Annotated in this window: 15 protein-coding genes; 11 read left to right on the top strand and 4 right to left on the bottom strand. The window is 64.5% G+C overall.

The window, feature by feature from the left end; translation table 11 throughout:
• The 3 genes from MI302_RS01465 to erpA all read right to left on the bottom strand — a co-directional run bounded on the left by MI302_RS01465 (nt 1) and on the right by erpA (nt 3,519).
• Entirely contained in the window at nt 1-1,011 is a 1,011-nt protein-coding gene (locus MI302_RS01465) for an ABC transporter permease (RefSeq protein WP_038031601.1), read from the bottom strand.
• A 98-nt stretch (nt 1,012-1,109) separates the two neighbouring features.
• Entirely contained in the window at nt 1,110-2,990 is a 1,881-nt protein-coding gene (locus MI302_RS01460) for a peptide ABC transporter substrate-binding protein (protein ID WP_239726012.1), read from the bottom strand.
• A gap of 148 nt (nt 2,991-3,138) precedes the next feature.
• Nucleotides 3,139-3,519 carry an iron-sulfur cluster insertion protein ErpA gene (gene erpA, locus MI302_RS01455; RefSeq protein ID WP_015718186.1) on the bottom strand — a complete coding sequence of 127 codons (381 nt, stop codon included), beginning with the start codon at nt 3,517-3,519 and terminating at the stop codon, nt 3,139-3,141.
• Between the two features lie 81 nt (nt 3,520-3,600).
• Here erpA and MI302_RS01450 point away from each other — a divergent pair, with 81 nt between their 5' ends.
• The 6 genes from MI302_RS01450 (at nt 3,601) to MI302_RS01425 (ending at nt 9,481) form a co-directional block, all read left to right on the top strand.
• Entirely contained in the window at nt 3,601-4,731 is a 1,131-nt protein-coding gene (locus MI302_RS01450) for a Xaa-Pro peptidase family protein (RefSeq protein WP_239726011.1), read from the top strand.
• 47 nt (nt 4,732-4,778) lie between these two features.
• Nucleotides 4,779-5,711 carry a ribose-phosphate pyrophosphokinase gene (locus MI302_RS01445; protein ID WP_239726010.1) on the top strand — a complete coding sequence of 311 codons (933 nt, stop codon included), beginning with the start codon at nt 4,779-4,781 and terminating at the stop codon, nt 5,709-5,711.
• 10 nt (nt 5,712-5,721) lie between these two features.
• On the top strand, nt 5,722-6,438 hold the full coding sequence (locus tag MI302_RS01440; RefSeq protein WP_239726009.1) for an alpha/beta hydrolase: 717 nt from the start codon (nt 5,722-5,724) through the stop codon (nt 6,436-6,438).
• Nucleotides 6,419-6,988 (top strand): DUF72 domain-containing protein, encoded by a 570-nt coding sequence (locus MI302_RS01435; protein ID WP_126178303.1) that lies wholly within the window; start codon nt 6,419-6,421, stop codon nt 6,986-6,988. Before MI302_RS01440 ends, MI302_RS01435 begins: the two co-directional genes overlap by 20 nt.
• A complete protein-coding gene (gene speA / locus MI302_RS01430) occupies nt 6,985-8,877 on the top strand; it encodes a biosynthetic arginine decarboxylase (protein WP_239726008.1) in 1,893 nt (630 codons plus the stop codon). The genes MI302_RS01435 and speA overlap by 4 nt, the downstream gene beginning before the upstream one ends.
• A 175-nt stretch (nt 8,878-9,052) precedes the next feature.
• Nucleotides 9,053-9,481, top strand: a complete 429-nt coding sequence (locus tag MI302_RS01425; RefSeq protein WP_370687353.1) for a GGDEF domain-containing protein — start codon at nt 9,053-9,055, stop codon at nt 9,479-9,481.
• A gap of 355 nt (nt 9,482-9,836) precedes the next feature.
• Here the strand turns inward: MI302_RS01425 and metK are convergent, their stop codons facing one another.
• Nucleotides 9,837-11,039 (bottom strand): methionine adenosyltransferase, encoded by a 1,203-nt coding sequence (metK, locus tag MI302_RS01420; RefSeq protein ID WP_126165318.1) that lies wholly within the window; start codon nt 11,037-11,039, stop codon nt 9,837-9,839.
• A 59-nt stretch (nt 11,040-11,098) separates the two neighbouring features.
• Between metK and murI the strand changes: the two genes are divergently transcribed.
• The 5 genes from murI (at nt 11,099) to MI302_RS01395 (ending at nt 15,470) form a co-directional block, all read left to right on the top strand.
• The gene (gene murI / locus MI302_RS01415) at nt 11,099-11,872 is read left to right on the top strand and encodes a glutamate racemase (RefSeq protein WP_239726007.1); all 774 of its coding nucleotides are present in this window, start codon (nt 11,099-11,101) and stop codon (nt 11,870-11,872) included.
• A complete protein-coding gene (locus tag MI302_RS01410; protein WP_126247807.1) occupies nt 11,872-12,516 on the top strand; it encodes a TIGR00730 family Rossman fold protein in 645 nt (214 codons plus the stop codon). Before murI ends, MI302_RS01410 begins: the two co-directional genes overlap by 1 nt.
• 5 nt (nt 12,517-12,521) lie before the next feature.
• Nucleotides 12,522-13,133 carry an XTP/dITP diphosphatase gene (locus MI302_RS01405; RefSeq protein WP_239726006.1) on the top strand — a complete coding sequence of 204 codons (612 nt, stop codon included), beginning with the start codon at nt 12,522-12,524 and terminating at the stop codon, nt 13,131-13,133.
• Nucleotides 13,134-13,145: 12 nt separating this feature from the next.
• Nucleotides 13,146-14,177, top strand: coding sequence for a hypothetical protein (locus MI302_RS01400; protein ID WP_239726005.1), 1,032 nt, complete (start codon nt 13,146-13,148; stop codon nt 14,175-14,177).
• A gap of 96 nt (nt 14,178-14,273) precedes the next feature.
• Nucleotides 14,274-15,470, top strand: coding sequence for a maltose ABC transporter substrate-binding protein (locus MI302_RS01395; RefSeq protein WP_239726004.1), 1,197 nt, complete (start codon nt 14,274-14,276; stop codon nt 15,468-15,470).
• Nucleotides 15,471-15,548 lie beyond the last annotated feature (78 nt).

The following is a 15,548-nucleotide window of genomic DNA, read 5'->3' as shown; positions in this document are numbered from 1 at the left end:
CTAGCTGTAGCGGATGCGGGGGTCCACCACCGCATAGGCCAGGTCCGCCAACAGGTTAAAAAGCGCGGTCATCAAGGCCAGGAAGGCCAAAGCCGCCATGGCCACGTTGTAATCCTTCTCCACCAGGGCGTCAAAAATGGCCCGCCCCATCCCGGGGTAGCTGAAAATGGTCTCGGTGATGGTGGCCCCGCCCAAAACCCCGGGAATGGCCAGACCCACCAGGGTCACGATGGGGATAAGGGCGTTCCTGAGGGCGTGCTTGTAGAGCACCACCCGCTCGGCCAAGCCCTTGGCCCGGGCGGTGCGGATGTAGTCCTGGGAAAGCACCTCCAGCAAGGAAGCCCGCATGAACCGGGTCCACTCCGCCATCTGCAAGGAGGAAAGGGCGATGACCGGCAGGATGAGGTGCCAGGCCCATTGCCCCAGGAAGTACCAAAAGCTTATCGCCCCCGAGCGCACATCCTCCCAGAGCACCCCGGGCACCCCCCCGGTGGGGAAACGGGGGAAGCCCGGGATGTGGTCGGGTAACCAGATGGCGAAGAGGTAAAGGAGCAGGATGCCCAGGAAGAAGACAGGCATGGAAAACCCCACGAAGGAGAAAAAGGTGATGACGTAATCCGCCAGGGAGTACTGGCGCACGGCGGAGAAGATGCCCACGGGGATGGCCACCAGGAGGGCCAGGGTCAGGGCCAAGCCCGAGAGGAGGAGGGTCTTGGGCAAGCGCTGGACGAAGATGTACTCCGCCGCAGGGATGCCGTAGGTACGGCTATAACCGAGGTCCCCCCGCACCGCCCGGGAAAGCCACTTGAAGTAACGGATATGGAGGGGCTGGTCCAGGCCGTAGGCCCGCTTCAAGGCCTCAAACTGCTCGGCGGTCATGCGGGGGTTCTGCCGCTTGAGCTCCTCCAAGGGATCCCCCGGCTGCAGGGCCAGCAGGGCGTAGATCACCACGCTGGCGGCAAGGAGCAAGGGGATCATCTGTAAAAGCCTGCGCACCGTGTAGGCAAACACCTTTGTACCTCCTGTTTTTTAGCCTCCAAATAGCCTATCGGCCGACCAAAAAGCCCGCTGGGCAGAAAGCCCAGCGGGCCCTACTATACCACCTCAGGTTACTTGACGGAAAGAGCGTACTTCGCCTGGTCCCACTTCTTCACGGCGCCACGGCTTTCCCAGCCGATCTCCCAAGCGTTCCAGCCGGGGTAACCGTAGCCGCCCGCGTAAGCGCTGGCCACGTAGTTGACCAGGCCCTTCCGCACCACGTAGGGGTTAGCGCGGAAGTAGAGGGGCAAGGCAGGCAGCTCCTCGGCCCAGATCTCCTGGGCCCTCCAGAAGAGCTGCTTCCGCTTGGCCTCGTCAAACTCCAGGACACCCTGGCTCGTCAGACGGTCAAACTCGTCGTTGCGCCAGCCGCCGATGTTCTGCCCCTGGTAGTTGTTCTCCTTGGTGGGCACCATGATGGCCCCGGTGTTCAGGTTCTTGTACTGGAAGAGGGAGCCATCCTCGGCCAGGTTGGAAACCCAAGCGAACTCAAACAGCCCGGTCCACTTGCACTCGCTGGCCCGCTGGATGTACTCGTCGGCGAAGACCACGGCGCTGGGGGCGTTATTGATCTTGACGGCGATGCCGATCTTCTTCAGGTCCTCGGCGAAGAACTGCTGGGTGCGCTCGCGGATGGCGTTGCCCGCGGTGGTGACGAACTCAATCTCAAAGCGCACGGTGCGCCCGCCCACGGTGCGCTGAAGGATGCCGTCCGGCCCCTTCCTCCAGCCCATCTCCGCCAAGAGCGCCTCCGCCTTCTTCAGGTCAAACTCGTACTTCCGCACATTGGGGTTGAAGAGGGGGTTGACGGGGGCGATCCAGGTGTGGGCCACGGGCTGGAGGCCGTCAAAGAAGGCTTTGACCAACCCTTCGCGGTTCAGAGCGTGGAGGAGGGCCCGACGGGTGCGGACGTCGTTCAGGCCCAGGTCGCGGACCGCCTGGCAGTTCTCAAACTTGTTGACGTCAATGTGCTCCCAGATGGCCCCGGGCACGAACCAGATGTCAAAGCGGCCAGGGGCGCGGGAGGTGAGCTGGCGGCTACGGCCTTGGTCAAAGGTGAGGGAGACGCTGGAGGTGGCGTCAATGGAGCCACCGATCACCGCCACCAGGAGGGAGTTGGTGTTCTGGATGAAGCGGTAGACCACCCTCTGCACGTACCGGCTCTCCCCACCCTCGGGCTTGATGGGGAAGTTGGGGTTCCGCTCCATCTCAATGGAGTTCCCCGGCACCCAGCGCCTGAGCTTAAAGGCCCCCGAGTAGACCATGGCCCCGCGGTTCAAGGCCTGGGGAGTGGAGAACTTGAGGAAGAAGTTGCGGTAGAGCTCGTTGAGCCTCTCCGCATCCTTATCGGGATCCAGGTTCCGGGCCGCCGCCTTCACCTTCTCCCACTCGGGCCCCATGATGTGCTTGGGAGCGTAGCCGATGGGGGAGCCGTAGGTGCCGCCGTAGGTGTCGTAGTAGTAGGCGGGCTCAAAGATCACGGTGAAGTTGCGGGCGTCCCTGACCCGGAGGTTCACCCGCTCCCAGTAGTCGGGGTTCAGGACGGGCATCCCCTTGGCCTTGCCCACCTCGTAGTAGAAGGCCACGTCCTCGGTGGTGATGGGCTTGCCGTCGGACCAGCGAGCATCGGAGCGGATGGTGAGGTCCATCTCCAGCCGCTTCTTGCCGCCGCCGATGTCCCGGACCCGCAAACGCCCGTTCTGCTGGGTGGGCACCTCGGTGGCCAGCACAGGGAAGTTCTGGCTCTCGGCGTTGAAGCCAATGAAGGGCGCAAAGAGATAGCCTTCAATCTCGCTCTTGATGGCCTGGTTGGAGATGATGTTGAGGAAGTCCCCCGCCAGCACCCTGGGCTCCTGGGAAGCCCCGATCACCAGGCTATTGTCCTGAGGCCCCGCCAGGGCCAGGCCCAGGGCGGTTAAACCGAGTACAGCCAGCTTGCCTACTTTTCTCATATGGCCTCCTTTCGTGGTTGCGGCACTATCTTAGTGGCCAAGGGTATTATAAGGCCCCTTCCCGATAGGTCAATGGGAAAACGCTAAGGGGGATGGGAAGAAGGTTAAGGGGGCCTTGACCCAGGCCCCCCAGGCACCCAAAAAATCTTCAGTGGCCGCAGGTGCGGGCCTCCCCCTCCTGGTCCTTGGTGCGGAAGGAGTGGCCGCAACCGCAGGTGCTGGCGGCGTTGGGGTTGTGCACGGTGAAGCCCCCGCCCATGAGGCTTTCCACCCAGTCGATCTCCGAGCCCACCAGGTAGGGCAGGGACATGGGGTCCACCACCAAGCGCACCCCGTGCATCTCCACGAGGGTATCCCCCTCGAGCTCCCTCTCGTCCACGGCCATGCCGTACTGGAAGCCCGAGCACCCGCCGGACTTGATGTAGACCCGGATGGCCGCATGCTCCTTGCCATAACGGGCCAGGATCTCCTTAGCCTTCTCCGCCGCCAAGGGGGTAATGCGGATGACCGCCTCCTGCGTCTCGACCATCTTCCAAACCTCCCTACCCCCTAACGTAGCACGTCAGGGGTACGAAAAGGTGAGGTGGGTTCCAAGGGGTAGCATGGGAACGTGGAGCTCACCCGCGTGCAGGAAATCCTCAGGGAAGAGAGGCTGGATGCTTGGCTCCTCCTCTCCTTTGGCCGGAGCAATCCCGTGGCCCTCGAGGTGCTTGCCCTCACCCACCTTCACCTAACCCGCCGTTTTGCCTACCTCATTCCCCAGGAAGGGGAACCCCTGCTCCTCTGCCACGCCATAGAGGAAAGTCTCTTTCCCCTCCTTCCCGGGAAGAGGCGCACCTACCACACCTGGCGAGGGTACCTGGAAGCCCTTTCGGAGCTTTTGGAAGGACAGCGGCGCATCGCCCTGGAGTACGTGCCGGGGGGGCTTATCCCCTACCTGTCCCGGGTGGACGGGGGCAGTTTGGACCTTCTCAGGGGAATGGGCCTCGAGCTCACCTCCTCCTGGCCCTTGCTTCTCCTCTTCCAGACCTGGGAGAAGGAGAAGCTAAAGAGCCACCGCCGGGCAGCCGAGGGCCTGGTGGCCGCCAAGGACCGGGCCTTAGCCTTCCTGCGCCAAAACCCTGGGTCCACGGAACAGGCGGTACAGGCCATATTGATCCAGGCCCTGGAGGAACGGGGCCTGGTCTTTGACCACCCCCCCATGGTGGCCTTCGGCCAAAACGCCGCCAACCCCCACCATGCGCCCACGGAAAAGGCCCTCGAGGAGGGAGAAGTGGTGCTCTTGGACCTTTGGGCTAAGGAAAAAGGAGGGGTCTACGCCGACATCACCTGGATGGCCGGCCTAAGGCCTCCCGAGGCTGCCCACCAAGCCTTCCAGGCGGTGGTAAGGGCCCGGGATGAGGCCATCCGCTTCGTGGCCGAGGCCTACCAAAAAGGGCGCTACCCCAAGGGTTACCAGGTGGACCGGGTGGCCCGGGGCCTTTTGGAAGGGGAGGGCTACGGCGCCTACCTCCGCCACCGCACAGGGCACAACCTGGGGGAGGAGGTCCACGGCTCAGGTCCCCACCTGGATGACCTGGAAACCCACGACTTCCGCCCCTTGGTGCCGGGCCTCGCCTTCACCGTGGAGCCCGGGCTTTACCTGCCTGGCTTCGGGGTGCGCACCGAGGTGAACGTCTACCTGCACCCCACAGGTCCGGAGGTCACCACTCCCTTGCAGGAAGCCCTTACCCTCCTCTAGCCAGCCCCTAGGAGCTAGCCCCCTCGCATGGTATCTTGGGGAACGGCATGGACCGCCCCCTCCTGATCTTCTCCGGCCAGTCCAACAAGCCCTTAGCCCAGGCCATCGCCGATGCCCTGGGGCTTCCCTTGGGCAAAAGCGCCACCCAGCGCTTCGCCAACGACAACCTCTTCGTGCGCTTCGAGGAAAGCCTGAGGGAAGGGGATGTCTTCATCGTCCAGTCCCTGACCCCTCCGGTGCAGGACCACCTCATGGAACTCCTCATGATGGTGGACGCCGCCAAAGGAGCCAGCGCCGCCCGGGTCACGGCGGTCATCCCCTACTTCTCCTACGCCCGTAGCGACAAGAAGGACGCCCCCCGCATCTCCATCGCCGCCCGGCTCATCGCCGACCTCCTCCAGACCGCCGGGGCCGACCGGGTCCTCACCATGACCCTGCACTCCCCGCAGGTCCACGGCTTCTTCAAGGTGCCCGTGGACCACCTTTCCGCCGAGCCCGTCATCGCCAACCACTTCGCCACCCGGGTGGACCTGGAAAATGCCGTGGTGGTGGCTCCGGATGCCGGCAACCTTAAGAGGGCCAGCTCCCTGGCCCGGCGCCTCCGCCTTCCCCTGGCCTTCATCGACAAGGAGCGGGTATCCGACACCGAGGTGCGGGTGCGGATGCTGGTGGGGGAGGTGAGGGGGAAAACCGCCTTGATCGTGGACGACGAGATCTCCACCGCCGGAAGCCTGGTGGAGGCAGTAGAAGCCCTCCTGCAAGCTGGGGCCAGGGAAGTCTACGCCGCCGCCACCCACGGGGTCTATGTGGGCCCGGCCCTGGAGCGCATCGCCCAAAGCCCGGTGAAGGAGGTGGCCGCCACCGACACCTGCCCTCCCAAGGAGGGGCCCAAGCTCAAGACCCTCCCCGTGGCCCCCATCTTCGCCGAGGCCATCTGGCGCATCCACCGGGGAGAGTCGGTGTCCAGCCTCTTCACCTGAGGGTAGCGGCATGCGGAAAGAGGTCTTCACCCTGGCAGGGCAAAGCGTGCTGGCCCACATCCCCGAGCGCCCGAGGGCCCTCCTCCTGGCCCTCCACGGGCTTCAGGGCTCGAGGGAGCACATCCTTTCCCTCCTCCCGGGGTATGTAGAAAGGGGCTTCCTCCTCCTGGCCTTTGACGCCCCCCGGCACGGGAAACGGGAGGGCCCACCCCCTTCCTCCAAAAGCCCGAGCTATGTGGAGGAGGTTTACCAAATAGCCCTGGCCTTTGCCGAAGAGGCCAAGGGGGTGGCCCAGGAAGCGCAAAGACGCTTCTCCCTCCCCCTTTTCCTGGCGGGGGGAAGCATGGGGGCCTTTGTGGTCCACCTGCTCCTTTCCCAAGGCTTCAAGGCCCAAGGGGCCTTGGCCTTCATCGGCAGCGGCTTTCCCATGAAGCTCCCCCAAGGGCAGGAAATACGGGACGAAAGGGTTCTGGCCCTTTACCAGACCCCACCCGCCCTCAAGGGGGAAGCCTATGGAGGTGTGCCCCTGCTCCACCTCCACGGCACCAAGGACCTGATCGTGCCCCTTTCCCGCATGGAGAAAACCGTGGAGGCCTTGAGGCCCCACTACCCCGAAGGCCGCTTAGCCTGGTTTGTGGAGGAAGGAGCCGGGCACACCATCACCCCCTTGATGGCCCGGATGGGGCTGGCCTTTTTGGAGGCCTGGCTTGATCCTGGAAGGCCTTAAGGGATATAGGGGCTACCCTGGGGGCTTCAAGGCCTACGCTAAAGCCTTCCCCACGGTGGAGCTTTCCTGGTGGCACCGGGTGGGGGACAGGAGGACCATAAGCCGCTTGAGGACCCTGGCCCCGGCGGGATTCCGCTTCAGCGTCTTTGGCCACAAGCACTTTTCCTTCCAACCCTCAGGGGAGGAGAGGCGTACCTTAAGGCGTTTCTTAAGGCGGTTTGGGCTATTCGGCGAGAAAAGGGGGGCAGTGCGGATTGCAGTCCCCCAGGATGTAGACCCCACCCAACTGGTCCGCTGGCTGGACCTTTTGGAGGAAGTCTTGAAAGAAGTGGGCCCGGTACCCCTTGCCTTTCAAGCCGAGGAAGCCTTGCATCCCCTTCTCAAAGAACGGGGCTATGCCCTGGTAAACCAAACGGGAGGCCCTTTCCTCTACTTAGTGGACCCGGGGGAAATCCCTAGGGAAGGCGAGGGGTACCTTTACCGGAGCCCCATCTCTTCCCAAGCCGCCCCTTCCGCCCTACACTCAAGGGCGGAGGTTGAACGGGATTGAAAACCGCCAGGCGCTTTTCCCCCAAGGAAGCTGAGGAGATCTACCTGGTGCCCTACTGGGGGGCGGGGTTCTTCCGGGTAGGGCGGGACGGGGAGCTGGAGGTAACCCCCCTGGGCCCGGAAGGCCCTTCCGCTTCCCTTTTGGAGATCGTGGAAGCCCTCAGGGACGAGGGGCGGCCCCTGCCCCTGGTGCTCCGCTTCCCCCAGATCCTCGAGGCCCGGGTGCGGGAGCTGAACGAGGCCTTTCGCAGGGCCATGGAGAAGTACGGCTACCACGGGGGCTACCGCGGGGTCTACCCCGTGAAGGTGAACCAGCGCCGGCTGGTGCTGGAAACCGTGGCCAAGGCGGGGAGGCCCTACCACTATGGCCTCGAGGCGGGAAGCAAGGCCGAGCTGGCCCTAATCCTGGCCCAGGACCTTTCCCCGGAATCCCTCATCACCACCAACGGCTTCAAGGACGATGACTTCATCCGCCTGGCCCTAATGGGAAGGAAGCTTTCCCGGAACGTGGTCATCACCCTGGAGAAGTTCGCCGAGCTCCCCCGGGTGATCCGCATCTCCAAGGAGCTGGGCGTGCGGCCCAAGCTGGGCATCCGCTACAAGCTGAAGGCCAAAGGGGCCGGGCAGTGGGAAGCCAGCGGCGGGGAAAACGCCAAGTTCGGCCTCACCACCCCGGAGATCATCCGGGCGGTGGAGATCCTGAAGGAAGAAGACCTCCTGGACACCCTGGCGATGGTCCACGCCCACATCGGCAGCCAGGTGACGGACATCCGCAAGATCAAGGCGGCGGTGCGGGAGGCAGCCCAGACCTATGTGCAGCTCCGGAAGCTGGGGGCTCCCCTCCAGTACCTGAACCTGGGCGGGGGCCTGGCCGTGGACTACGACGGCTCCAAAACCAACTTCTATGCCTCCGCCAACTACACCCTCCCCGAGTACGCCGAGGACCTGGTCTACGTGACCAAGGAGGTGGTGGAGGCCCAAGGGGAGCCCCACCCCATCCTGGTCACGGAGTCGGGCCGGGCGGTGACCGCGTATCATGAGGTCCTGGTCCTCGAGGTCATCGACGTGATCACCCCCCCGGGGGAGACCCGGCCTGCTCCCCCGCCCGCGGAGGCCCACCCTCTGGTCAAGGAGCTTTGGGAGAGCCTGGAAACCCTCTCCCCCAAGAACTTCCGCGAGGTCTACCACGATGCCTTCGCCGACAAGGAAACCCTCCAGACCCTTTACGACCTGGGGCTCGTGTCCCTGCGGGACCGCGCCCTGGCGGAGGAGATCTTCTACCACATCGCCCGGCGGGTCTACGCCATCGCCCAGGACCTTCCCTACGCTCCCGATGAGTTTGAGGATCTGGAGAAGCTCTTGGCCGACAAGCTGGTCTGCAACTTTTCCATTTTCCAAAGCCTTCCCGACGCCTGGGCCATCCACCAGCTCTTCCCCATCGTCCCCCTAAGCCGCCTTAACGAGCCCCCCACCCGCCAGGCTACCCTGGTGGATATCTCCTGCGATTCCGATGGCAAGATAGACCGCTTCATCGACCTGCACGACGTGCGCCACAGCCTTCCCGTCCATCCCATCCGTCCTGGGGAGGCGTATTACCTGGGCGTCTTCCTGGTGGGGGCTTATCAGGACGTGCTGGGAAGCAACCACAACCTCTTCGGCCAGGTGGGGGAAGCCCACGTGGTGGTGGACGAAGAGGGCTTCGCCATAGAACGCTTCGTCCCCGGGGAAACCGCGGAAGACGTCATCGAGAAAATGGGCTTCACCGCCCGGGAGCTTTTCCAGGGGGTGGAGCGCTTGGTGCGGCAAAGCCGCCTCTCCCCCGTGGAAAAGGGAGCCTTCCTGGAGCGATACATGCGGGAGCTCGAGGGCTACACCTACCTGGAGGACTGAAGGTCCGTTAAGGATCCGTTAAGGGGGGTAGGGTCATCCTGGGGGCATGGCCCAGGCAGGAAACCCCTAGACTGGAGCTAACTTGTACCCTACCCTCGAGCTCCTGGATCCCTTGCATCCCTTAAGGCGCAGGATGGCCTTATAGCTCCTGCCCCTCGGGGCCCTTCTGGCCCTGGTGGCCTTTGCCGCCTCGAGGGCCGTGGGCCTGGACCCAGTGGACCGCTTCTTCCTTCCCCTCCTGGCCCTGGGCTTTTCCCTACTGGCCTTGGCCCTATGGAGCCTTCCCCGCACCAGCTCCTGGGTTCTTCCCCTGGCCCACGGCCTGGAGGAGCACATCCGGCAAAGCGACCGGGCGGTGCGCCTCGGGGGGGAGGAGTTCGCCGTCCTCCTTGCGGAAACCCCCTTGGCCCAGGCGGTGCGGATGGCAAGCCGGCTCCGGCAAGCGGTGGCCGCCTTGAGGGTTTTCCCGGCGGAGGGGATTTCCGTCAGCATCGGCGTGGCCGAGGCCCGCCCCGAAGACTCCCCCCTTTCCCTCCTCAAGCGGGCCGACGACGCCCTTTACCAGGCCAAGCGCCGGGGCAAAAACCGGGTGGAGGTGGGTTAAACCCACCCCTCCCCACCGGGGCCCCCAGGGTGGGGTGGCCTTAGAGAAAAGAGGGGGTGTGGGGGAGCTATAATCCCCCGGTTTTTAAACCGGGGATACATGGACTCCCCCACGTCCACCACAGGTGGACACGGATTTGGTACAATGTTCTTGGGGGCAAAGTTCCCCGTGGACCTTGAAACTTGGAGTAGGGGGTTCCATCGGGTAGTCCGATGGGTAAAACTCCAAACGAACACCCGTGGCAGAGCCAGAAGCATTGCGCTCGCCTGCCGATACGGAGTCAAGGTCTTTCTGGGCCCGGACGGGACCTTCGGGGGAAACCCCGAGAAGCCCCGGACTTTAGTCCGGGGAGTCGTCACAGACCTGCTTCCCGCCTCAGGGCCTCCACCCGGTCGGTTTCCTCCCAGGGAAAACCCGCGCGGCCAAAATGCCCGTAGGCGCTGGTGGGGGTGTAGATGGGCCTCAGGAGGTCCAGCTCCTCGATGATGGCCAAGGGCCTGGGGTCAAAGACCCGCTTCACGATTTCCGTGAGCTTTTCATCGGGCAAGGCCCCGGTGCCGAAGGTTTCCACCCGCAAGGAAACGGGCCTGGCCTTGCCAATGGCGTAGGCCAGCTCCACCAGGGCCCGCCGGGCCAGGCCTGCCGCCACCAGGTTCTTGGCCATATAGCGGGCGTAGTAGCTGGCGGAACGGTCCACCTTGGTGGGATCCTTGCCGCTGAAGGCCCCGCCTCCATGGGGCACCGCCCCCCCGTAGGTGTCCACGATGATCTTGCGCCCGGTAAGCCCGGTGTCCGCATGGGGCCCGCCCAGGATAAAGCGGCCCGAGGGGTTGATGAGGTACTCCGTCTCCCCTTCCTTCAGGTACTCAGAAGGGATAGCCTGGCGCACTACCTCGCGGATCAGGTCCTCCCGAAGCTGGTCCTGCTCCACCTCGGGTGAGTGCTGGGCGGAAACCACCACCGTCTTCACGTAAAGGGGCCTGTCCCCCTCGTAGACCACGGTCACCTGGGCCTTGCCGTCGGGGCGAAGGTAGGGAAGAAGCCCCGTCTTCCGCACCTCCGCCAGGCGCATGGTGAGGCGGTGGGCCAAAGTGATGGGAAGCGGCATGAGCTCCGGGGTTTCGTCGGTGGCGTAGCCGAACATGAGGCCCTGATCCCCCGCGCCCGTGCGGTCCAGAGGATCCGTGGACTTGAGGACCCGCCACTCGTAGGAGAGGTTGACCCCGCCCGCGATGTCCGGGGACTGCTCGTCGATGGCGGTGAGAACCGCACAGGTGTCGGCGTCAAAGCCGTACTTGGCCCGGGTGTAGCCCACCTCCCTCACCGTCTTGCGCACCAGACCGGGGATGTCCACGTACCCCTCGGTGGTGATCTCTCCCGCCACAAACACCAGCCCCGTGGTAACCAGGGTTTCCGCCGCCACCCGGGATTTCTTATCCTGGGCGATAAGAGCATCCAGGATGGCGTCGGAGATCCGGTCCGCCAGCTTATCCGGGTGCCCTTCCGTGACCGACTCGGACGTGACCAGCCGCAACTCCGTACCTCCTTCGCCCCCCATCGGGGCAACCCTGATAGTATAGCACCCCCCTTTTTCCGTCCAGGGTATGATGGCACCTCGTGAAGGACCCTAGGCGACCCATCGGCGTCTTTGACTCGGGGGTGGGCGGGCTTACGGTGCTCTCCGCCTTGCGCCGGGCCCTGCCCCAGGAGGATTTCCTCTATTTCGGCGACACCGCCCGGGTACCCTACGGCAGTAAACCCCTTTCCATGGTGCGGCGCTTTGCCTGGGAGATCGCGGGGTTTTTGCTCCGGCAAGGGGTCAAGGCCATCGTGGTCGCCTGCAACACCGCAAGCTCCGCGGCCCTTCCCGATCTGGCTGAGGATCTTTCAGTGCCCGTCTTCGGGGTGCTGGAACCCGTGGCCAAGGCCGCACGAGGGTACGGCAAGGTGGGCCTCATCGGCACCCAGGCCACGGTGGAAAGCCGGGCCTACGAACGCTATGTGGAGGTGTCCTGGGCTAAGGCCTGTCCCCTCTTCGTGCCCTTGGTGGAGGAAGGGCTTTGGGATGACCCCGTGGCCCTCTTGGTGGCCCGGCACTACCTCGAGGACGCCCCCCAGGACCTCGAGGCCCTGATCCTGGGCTGCACCCACTATCCCTTCCTTAAGGGTACCCTGGCCAGGGTCCTCCCGGGGGTGCGGCTACTTGACTCCGCAGAGGCCACGGCGGAGGAGGTGGCTAGGACCCTAAGGAGGGAGGGCCTTTTGAACCCGGAAGGCCAAGGCCGGGTGGTACACTTGGTCACCGGGGACCCGGAGAGTTACCGGAACCTGGCGGAGCGCCTGGGGGTAAGGGTGGAGGAGCTAAAGCAGGTGAGTCTGGAGGAGCTGTGATGCCCAAAAAGCCCCTGATAGACCAGCTTCACCACGAGGACGCCTGGCGGCTTTTCCGCATCCTGGCGGAGTTCGTGGAGGGGTTTGAAACCCTTTCGGAGATAGAGGTGCCCTTGGTTTCCGTCTTCGGCTCCGCCCGCTTTGGGGAGGGCCACCCCGCCTACGCCCTGGGCTACCGCCTGGGAAGGGCATTAGCGGAAGCAGGCTTCGGCGTGGTGACGGGAGGCGGCCCCGGGGTGATGGAGGCGGTGAACCGGGGGGCCTTCGAGGCGGGCGGGGTCAGCGTGGGCCTGAACATCGAGCTTCCCCACGAACAGAAGCCCAACCCCTACCAGACCCACGCCCTGACCTTGCGCTACTTCTTCGTGCGCAAGGTACTCTTCGTGCGCTACGCCGTGGGCTTCGTCTTCCTACCCGGGGGGTTCGGCACCCTGGACGAGCTCTCCGAGGTCCTGGTCCTCATCCAGACGGAGAAGGTCCACCCCTTCCCCGTCTTCGCCTTGGACCGGGGGTACTGGCAAGGGCTTCTGAGCTGGATGGAGTTCCTGAAAGAACAAGGGGCCATCGATCCCAAAGACCTTGCCCTCCTTACCCCACTGGATTCCCCGGAGGAAGTGGTCCAGGCCCTTAAGGGAGTATCCTAGAAGGGATGCGCCTGGTCTTGGCCACCAGCAACCCCGGGAAGGTGCGGGAGCTTAAGAAGGGCCTGGCTCCTCTGGGCTGGACCCTTCTTTCCCTGGCCGACTTTCCCCTGCGCATGCCCAAGGAGGAGGGCGCCACCTTCCTGGAAAACGCCCTCCTCAAGGCCGCCTACGTGGCCAAGGCCACGGGCCTGCCCGCCCTTGCTGACGACTCGGGCCTGGTGGTGCCCGCCCTGGGGGGGGAGCCGGGGGTCTACTCCGCCCGCTATGGGGGGAGGGAAACCGATAAGGAGCGGAACGTCTACCTCCTGGAGAGGATGCGCCCCCTCAAGGGGGAGGAGCGGAAGGCCCGCTTCGTGGCGGTCCTGGTCCTGGCCTACCCCGACGGGCATGTGGAAACCTACGAGGGACAGGTGGAGGGGTACATCCTCGAGGCTCCCCGGGGGGAAGGGGGCTTTGGGTACGACCCCCTCTTCTACGTGCCCGAGGCGGGTAAGACCTTCGCGGAGATGACCCTGGAGGAGAAGGCCCAATACTCCCACCGGGGCCAGGCTATAAGGGCCCTCCTGAAAGCCTATGAACACGGGCCCCCACCCCGGGAGATCTCCAAGCTGGAATGAGGCTCTTTCTCCATGAACCTCCTTTCACCCCACATCGCCCTCTATCGCCTCTACGACCTGGCGGATGAGATAGACCTCTCCCGCCTGTCTACCCCTCGCCTCCGTCTTTCCCGGCCCCGGCTGGGGGCGGTGCGCTTCGAAAACCCCCCGGCGCAGCTGGAGCTTGGGGTGAGGAGCGTGGAGGGAATCTCCGGCCTCCTCACCGCCCGGCTCTACGAGTTTGGGGTGGCCTCCCTTTCCTTCCGGGTGCACCTGGGGGAGAAGGTGCCCTGGGAAGCCTTTTTGGAAAAGGCCCTGGCCTTGCCCGAGCTTCCCTTCTGGGAAGGGTTTTTTCTGGCGGAGCTTTTGGCCCTCGAGCCCTACCTGCAAGGCGCCCTCCTTCACCCCGAGAAAAAGCGCCTGAGCGAGGAGTTCACCGTCTACCACGCCCTGGGGATAGAAGGGGAAAAAGCCCACGCCCCCCCTGTGGACCTCACCCCCCTTTGGATGGGGGCCAGGGAGGAGTTCGCCCCCGAGGTCCGGCGGGAGATGGAGCGCTACCGCTACAGCTACTCCACCGAGGACCTGGCCCTTTTGGGCTTTGACCGGGTCTTCATCCTGGACTCGGAGGGCATCTGGGACGTGGCCGACCTGGTGGAGTTCGTGCACGCCCAGCTTCTGGAGCTTTCCTATTACGATGGGGTCCTCACCCAGGAGTTGGAAGCCGTTCCCCAGGTGCTGAGGCACCGGGGGCTTTGGGGCTATGGTAAGCTCCAGCGCCTTCGGCGGCGCCTTATGGCCCGCCATGCGGAGATCGCCGATGTGCGGGCCCGCCTGGAGGGGGCCTTGCGCATCACCGAGGACCTCTTCTACGCCAAGATCTACCGGGCCGCCTTGGAGCTTTACGGGGCCCACGAGCTGGAACGGAGCCTGGAGGAGAAGCTTAGGGTCCTCGAGGCCACCTACGAGATGGTCACCGAGGAGGTGGTGCACCTGAGAACCCAGGCGGTGGAGGTGGGCATCCTGGCCCTCATCGCCTTTGAGGTGGTGCGGGCCCTCCACTAGGGGGACTTGTGTCCCAGTCTGGAGATGGTATCCTTTACCCGAAGGGCGCGGGAAAAACCCTTGGAGGAAGCGTTACCACGCGCCTGGAGGTGGAGTATGAGGAAGCTCGTCGCGCTATTGGCCCTAGGCCTTTCCTTGGCCCTTGCCCAGGGGAAGATCACCGTCTGGACCCACTTCGGCGGCCCCGAGCTGGAGTGGCTGAAGGCCCAGGCCCGGGCCTACGAGAAGACCTCCGGCACCAAGGTGGAGGTGGTGGAGGTCCCCTTCGGGGACATCAAGCAGAAGTTTATCCTGGGCGCCCCCCAGGGGCAGGCGGCGGACCTCTTGGTCACCGTGCCCCACGACTGGCTGGGGGAGATGGCCCGGGCCGGGGTGCTGGAGCCCATGGGCAAGTACGTGACGCAAAGCTACCTCGCCGACCTCCAGGAGGTGGCGGTGGAGGCCTTCACCTTCGGGGGTAGGCTCTTCGGCCTGCCCGCCTTCGCGGAAAGCGTGGCCCTCATCTACAACAAAAAGTACGTGAAGGAAGCCCCCAAGACCTGGGAGGAGTTCCTGGCCCTGGCCCGCCAGCACACCACCGGCTCCACCTTCGGCTTCCTCTACAACATCGGGGAGCCCTACTTCAACTTTGGCTTCTTCAAGGCCTATGGGGCGGAGAACGTCTTCGGCAAGGACCAAAAGGGCAACCTTGACCCCTCCAAGCTCCTCATCGGGGGCGAGGTGGGGGAGAAGGCCCTCCAGTTCATCAAGGACCTCCGCTTCAAGTACAACCTGGTGCCCGAGGGCGTGGACTACGGGGTGGCGGACGGGGCCTTCAAGGACGGGGCCCTGGCCATGATCATCAACGGCCCCTGGGCGCTTGGGGACTACAAGAAGGCCAAGATCGACTTCGGCATCGCCCCTTTCCCCACCCCGCCCGGGGCCAAGAACCCCTGGGGGCCTTTCCTGGGAGTGCAGGGGGTGGCGGTGAACGCCTACTCCAAGAACAAGACCGCCGCAGTCAACTTCGCCAAGACCCTGGTCACCGGCAAGAACCTGGTTTCCTTCAACCAGGCAGGCGGCCGCATCCCCGTGTCCAAGAGCGCCGTGAAGGCCCTGGAAAAAGACCCCGTGGTGGCGGGCTTCTCCAAGGTCTTCGCCCTGGGTACCCCCATGCCCAACATCCCTGAGATGGGCAAGGTATGGGGTCCGTGGGCCAACGCCATCAACCTGGCCATCCAGCGGCCTGACTCCAACGTGAGGAAGATCGTGGAGGACATGGTGGCCGAGATCAAGAAGGGCATCGGGAGGTAATACCGCCCCACCCTGGCTGCCGCCAGGGCAGGGACCCCGGCAAACCTCCCCAAGTCTCCGTTGATAGGACTCAATGGC

It is taken from the genome of Thermus sp. NEB1569 (assembly GCF_022385295.1).
In the GTDB taxonomy this organism is placed as follows: Bacteria; Deinococcota; Deinococci; order Deinococcales; family Thermaceae; genus Thermus; species Thermus scotoductus.
This window is presented reverse-complemented; position numbering and strand designations above follow the sequence as displayed.

Excerpts from the sequence above, each read along its gene's own strand:
- metK (WP_126165318.1), bottom strand. The coding sequence starts at position 11,039 with ATGGGGGGCGAAGGAGGTACGGAGTTGCGGCTGGTCACGTCCGAGTCG.
- MI302_RS01460 (WP_239726012.1), bottom strand. The coding sequence starts at position 2,990 with ATGAGAAAAGTAGGCAAGCTGGCTGTACTCGGTTTAACCGCCCTGGGC.
- erpA (WP_015718186.1), bottom strand. The coding sequence starts at position 3,519 with ATGGTCGAGACGCAGGAGGCGGTCATCCGCATTACCCCCTTGGCGGCG.
- MI302_RS01445 (WP_239726010.1), top strand. The coding sequence starts at position 4,779 with ATGGACCGCCCCCTCCTGATCTTCTCCGGCCAGTCCAACAAGCCCTTA.
- MI302_RS01395 (WP_239726004.1), top strand. The coding sequence starts at position 14,274 with ATGAGGAAGCTCGTCGCGCTATTGGCCCTAGGCCTTTCCTTGGCCCTT.
- MI302_RS01400 (WP_239726005.1), top strand. The coding sequence starts at position 13,146 with ATGAACCTCCTTTCACCCCACATCGCCCTCTATCGCCTCTACGACCTG.
- MI302_RS01405 (WP_239726006.1), top strand. The coding sequence starts at position 12,522 with ATGCGCCTGGTCTTGGCCACCAGCAACCCCGGGAAGGTGCGGGAGCTT.
- MI302_RS01410 (WP_126247807.1), top strand. The coding sequence starts at position 11,872 with ATGCCCAAAAAGCCCCTGATAGACCAGCTTCACCACGAGGACGCCTGG.
- MI302_RS01440 (WP_239726009.1), top strand. The coding sequence starts at position 5,722 with ATGCGGAAAGAGGTCTTCACCCTGGCAGGGCAAAGCGTGCTGGCCCAC.